We start from the raw sequence: 4846 nt of genomic DNA, 5'->3' as shown, positions 1-4846 counted from the left end.
CTCCGCGAGGTTGATGCTGGGATCGCCGAACAGGCGCGCGACCGCAACCGACGCGGGTCTGGCATAGATCTCCTCGGGACGCGCGACCTGCACCAGACGGCCGTCGACCAGCACCGCGATCCGGTCGGCGATCGCCATCGCCTCGCGATAGTCCTGGGTGACGTAGAGGACTGCGGCCGAGCTCCGCCGCAGCAGGCTCGGCAATTCGAGCCGCATCTCGTAGCGCAGCTTGGCATCGACATTGCGCAAGGGATCGTCGAGCAGCAGCACATCCGGGTTGCCGATCAGGGCGCGCGCGAGCGCGGTGCGCTGCTTCTGCCCGTTCGACAATTCGCGCGGCCTGTGGCCGAGCACATGCTCGATCTTCAACAGCTGGCTGATCGACTTGACCCGGCTCGCCACCTCCGCGGCGCCCGTCTTGGCTGGCAGGCCGCTGGCGATGTTGTTCTGCGCGCTCATGTGGGGAAACAGGGCAAAGTTCTGGAAGGCCATGCCGATCCCGCGCTGCTCGGGCGGCGCGCCCACGATCGATCGACTGCCGACCAGGATGTCTCCCTCGTCCGGTTCGAACATGCCCGCGATCATGCGCAGGAGCACGGTCTTGCCGCTGCCGGACGGACCGAACACCGCGACGATTTCGCCGGGCTCGACCGCCAGCGAAAGATCCTCGGCGCAGCGGACCGGGCCGAACGACTTGCCGACGGCGTTGAGTTCAAGACGCGCCATGCTGTCAGCCTTTCACCGCACCGAGCGACAGGCCTTCGACCAGATAGCGCTGCGCGTACAGCGCGAGCAGTAGGGTCGGCGTGACCGAGAGCACGATCGCGGCTGCGATCTGGCCGTACTGAATGCCGGACGCCGTGACAAACGCCAGCGCACCCACGGTCACGGGCTGCTTGTCGGCCGAGGCCAGGATCAGTGCGAACACGAAATTGTTCCAGCAAAAGATGAAGGACAGCAGGCCGGCTGCCGCGATGCCAGGTCCTGCGAGCGGCACCGCGATCCGCGTGAATGCCTCGCGCCAGGTATGACCAGCGAGGCGATAGGCATGCTCGATGTCGGGGCTGATGTCCTCGAAATAGCCGCGCACGATCCACAGGATCAGCGGCAGCGCGATGAGCTGATAGACCCAGACGATGCCGAAATAGGTGTCGTTGAGGCCGAGCTGTTGGTAGTATAGCGACAGCGGCAACAGCACCAGCAGCGGCGGCGCGAAGCGGAACGACAGCAACGTGAAGGCGATGGTCTCGCCGAGCCGGAACTTGAACCGCGCAAAGGCGTAGGCCGCGGGCACGCCGAGCAGCAGGGCCAGCACCACGGCCGCGCTCGACAGCGCAAAGCTGTTCACGAGGTTGCGCATGAAGGATATTTCGAGATTGCCGGCAGCGGTCCGCAGCTGCCCCGAGATCAGGGCCTGGTAATTGGCCAGTGTCGGCTCGAACAGGATGTGCGGCGGAATCCGCAGGATTTGCTCGTTGGCCTGGAACGACATCAGGAATATCCAGACGATCGGAAACATGAAGAACACGAGCACGAGCGCGAGCGCCATACCGCGGAAGATGCGCCCTGCGAGATTGGAGTGATCCATCGCCGCCTCCCGTGCCTCACGCGTGGCCGTGGGCGCGCGCCCGCAGCCGCAGCCAGTTCTTGATGAAGATGTTCGACAGGATATTGGTGATCAGCCACAGGATCATCAGCAGTGCCGCCGAACGGCCGACATTGGTGTATTGGAAGAATTCGAGATAGGCCTGGACCTGGAACACCATCAGCCGGTCACCGGGACCGCCCTGCGTCATCGCATAGATGATGTCGAACTGCTGGATCGAATCCAGCAGGCGAAACAGCGACGCCGTGATGATGTAGGGCGCGAGCATCGGCAGCGTGATGCGGAAGAACACGAAGCTGGCCGGGACACCATCGAGCGCCGCGGCCTCGAACGGCTGCCGCGGCAGCGAGCGCAGGCCTGCCAGCAGCAGGATCATGATGAAGGGCGTGTAGACCCAGACGTCCACCAGCACCACCGTGAACAATGCGCTCGAAGGATCGGACGCCCATTTGAAGTCGTGCACGCCGAGCAGGCTGACGAGATAGGACAGGATGCCGAAGCTCGGGTTGGTCATGAGCTTCCACATCAGCGCCGCGATCGCGGGCGCCGTCATCAACGGCAGCAGCAGCGCGATGGACACCGCATTGTGAAAGCGCGTCGGACGCCGCAGCAGCAGGGCAATGCCGAGGCCGAGCAGGAGCTCGAGCACCACCGTCAAGGCGGTATAGGCGAGCGAGATGCGAAGCGTGTTCCAGAAGGCGGGATCGGAGAGAAAGTCGATGTAATTGTCGACCCCGATGAAGCCGCGCAGGTAAGGCAGGTTCAGCCGGTAGCGCTGGAGCGAATAGATCGCCGCCGTCACGAAGGGCACGAGGATGGCGATGCAGACCAGCAGGGCCGGCAGGCTCAGCAGATAGGGCAGCATGCGCCCGCGCAGCCTCGTGGTGCGGCGCGGCAGCACATTCGTCTGGGACAACTGGACCATGCTCATGATGATACGGGATCACGCATTGGCTTCAACATCGCCGGCTCGGATCGGATGGGCGTTCCGAACCGGCGGTTGGCGTGGCGCGGAGGAATGGGCGCCACGCAAGGCGTCGTAGGCGGCAAGCTCAGCCAAGGCCGTTCAACCAAGGCCTGCCTGCTTGAGCTGGCGGTTGATGCTGTCGGCGAGCTTGTCTAGTCCCTCGTCGATGCTGACCTCCTTGGCTACCATCTTCTGGAGCGAAGCCGCCCATTCCGTCGTCAGGTCGAAGAACAGCGGCTGGGCCGTGAAGTAGATCTTGGCACCCGGCGAGGACAGATCATGCTGCTCGAGATAGCCCGGATAGGACTTTGCGATCCGATCGCGGAATTCGCTGTCCTTCCAGACCGACGCGCGCACCGGATTGACGAAATCCATCTTGCGGGCGCCGAACAGATCGTGCTCGGTCGAGGCCGCCCATTGCATGAACAGCCAGGCCGCGTCCTTCTGCTTGGAGAAGCTGGAGAGCGCGAGCGACCAGATCCAGACGTTCGGCGTCGGCGCCTTGGCGGCCGGATTGGCCGCGAACGGCGCATAGCCGAGATTGCCCCTCTCCTTGTTCTCGCCGCCGTTCATGAAGTAACCGAGAATGTCGGCGTCGAAGATCATGCCGGAGGCGCCGGCGCCGAGATCGGTGCCGACCTGATACCAGGTGTAGGTCGACCAGTTCTTCGGCCCCGAGGTCTGGATCATCTTGACCCATTTCTCGTGAAACTCCTTGGAGGCCTTGGTGTTCATGGCGGCCTTCAGCTTGCCGCCCTCCATCACGAAATCCTTCTGGCCGAAATTCGAATAGGCCGAGAGGAAGCCGGGATGGATCGTGGCCCACGATCGCGAGCCGCGCACGCCGACGCCGTAAGGTCCGCCCGCATCCTTGGTGATCTTGGCGGCGACGTCGAGCAGTTCGTCGAGATTCTTCGGCGGCTTGGCGCCGACCTTGTCGAAGATGTTGCGATTGTAGGTGATGTTGTTGAGCTCATAGCCCCACGGGATGCACCATTGCTTGGCCTTGCCCGAGCCGAGCTCGGAGCCGGCAACGCCGTCCCATGCCGTCGAGGAACGAAGGCCGGGCAGCACGTCGTCCCAGGCGAAGGCCGGGTTGGTCTTTGCGGGGTCCTTGATGTAGGCATTGAGATCCTCGATCCAGCCGGCCGGACCGTAGGTCCAGGTCATGTAGGCGCCGGTCATGAAGGCGTCGTACTGGTCCGATTTCGAGGACAGCGCCGCGGTGACCTTGTCGAAATAGACGTCCTCCGGGAAGATGTCGTACGCGACGTTCATTCCCGTCAGCGCCTTGAAGGCCTCGATATCGCCGATCATCGCATCAACATAGGGATGCTTGTTCAACAGCAGCTTGACCGTCTTGCCGCTATAGGCCTTCCAGTTGAAGTCCGCCGCCATGGCCCGCGACATTGCGGAGACATAGGCCGCGTTGGCAGCAACGCCGGCGATGCCGAGCTTGGCGGCGCCATCCAGCAGATCACGCCGGCTGATGCGTTTGGCAGCGTAGGACTCGAACAGATTCTTCTCGCGATCGTACATGGGTAACCTCCCGTTATGCGCGTTTACTTCCCTTCTGACGCTTATTCTCGGTCTTGTTGTTCTTGTCCTTGCCGGATGTCGCCTCCAGCTTGTCGGTTGCGAGGGCCTGGGCGGTCGCCTCGTCGATGATGAGACCGTGCAGGAGGCGGCTGCGCAGCACCGCGCGCAGCGCCGTCACCTTGGCGAGACCGCCGCCGATGGCGACGATGCGATGTTTCCTGAGATCCGCCCCCTCCATCGAGGTCGCACGCGCCGACAGGTCGATGTCCAGCAGCTCGCCGTTGGCGTTGAAGAAATGTCCGAGCAGGTCGGCGCAGGCGCCGGCGCGCTTCAATTCGACGACCTCGTCCGGCCTGATCATGCCGCTCGAGACGAGGAAGCCCTCGGCATGGATCTGTCCGATGCCGACGAACAGGAGCGAGGCCTTGCGCGCGAGCGCGAACACCTCCGCGATGCCGAATTGCTTCATCAACACCGCACGGTCGGCGACCGAATTGGCGAACACCGGCACCGGCAGGAGATAGGCCTCCGCCCCGGTGCGTTCCGCTAGCCGGTGAATGACGTCGAACGGATTGGCGGCGAATTTCCGCGTCAATCCGCCGAGCAGGGAGACGAATTGCACGCTGCGCGCCGGCGTCTGCGGCAACTGCTCGACCACCGCCGCGAGCGTGCGGCCATGCCCGACGCCGATGATCTTGTCCTCGCCGCGCTCGAGGTTCTGCCGCAGGAAGCTC

Annotated in this window: 5 protein-coding genes; all 5 read right to left on the bottom strand. The window is 63.7% G+C overall.

What is annotated here, in order from left to right; genetic code table 11:
* Window positions 1–726 (bottom strand): ABC transporter ATP-binding protein (locus MOV74_RS31280; protein ID WP_246930781.1); only part of this gene is annotated, 726 nt, incomplete at its 3' end.
* A 4-nt stretch (window positions 727–730) separates the two neighbouring features.
* A complete protein-coding gene (locus tag MOV74_RS31275) occupies window positions 731–1588 on the bottom strand; it encodes a carbohydrate ABC transporter permease (protein WP_246930779.1) in 858 nt (285 codons plus the stop codon).
* 16 nt (window positions 1589–1604) lie between these two features.
* A complete protein-coding gene (locus tag MOV74_RS31270; RefSeq protein WP_246930782.1) occupies window positions 1605–2531 on the bottom strand; it encodes a carbohydrate ABC transporter permease in 927 nt (308 codons plus the stop codon).
* A gap of 141 nt (window positions 2532–2672) precedes the next feature.
* A complete protein-coding gene (locus tag MOV74_RS31265) occupies window positions 2673–4112 on the bottom strand; it encodes an extracellular solute-binding protein (protein ID WP_246930776.1) in 1440 nt (479 codons plus the stop codon).
* Window positions 4113–4125: 13 nt separating this feature from the next.
* Window positions 4126–4846 (bottom strand): sugar-binding transcriptional regulator (locus MOV74_RS31260; RefSeq protein WP_246930774.1); only part of this gene is annotated, 721 nt, incomplete at its 5' end.

It is taken from the genome of Bradyrhizobium sp. SHOUNA76 (assembly GCF_023006445.1).
Classification (GTDB): domain Bacteria; phylum Pseudomonadota; class Alphaproteobacteria; order Rhizobiales; family Xanthobacteraceae; genus Bradyrhizobium.
This window is presented reverse-complemented; position numbering and strand designations above follow the sequence as displayed.

Bases quoted from the DNA above. Each gene is read 5' to 3' on its own strand.
- MOV74_RS31275 (WP_246930779.1), bottom strand. From the start codon at position 1,588: ATGGATCACTCCAATCTCGCAGGGCGCATCTTCCGCGGTATGGCGCTC.
- MOV74_RS31265 (WP_246930776.1), bottom strand. From the start codon at position 4,112: ATGTACGATCGCGAGAAGAATCTGTTCGAGTCCTACGCTGCCAAACGC.
- MOV74_RS31270 (WP_246930782.1), bottom strand. From the start codon at position 2,531: ATGGTCCAGTTGTCCCAGACGAATGTGCTGCCGCGCCGCACCACGAGG.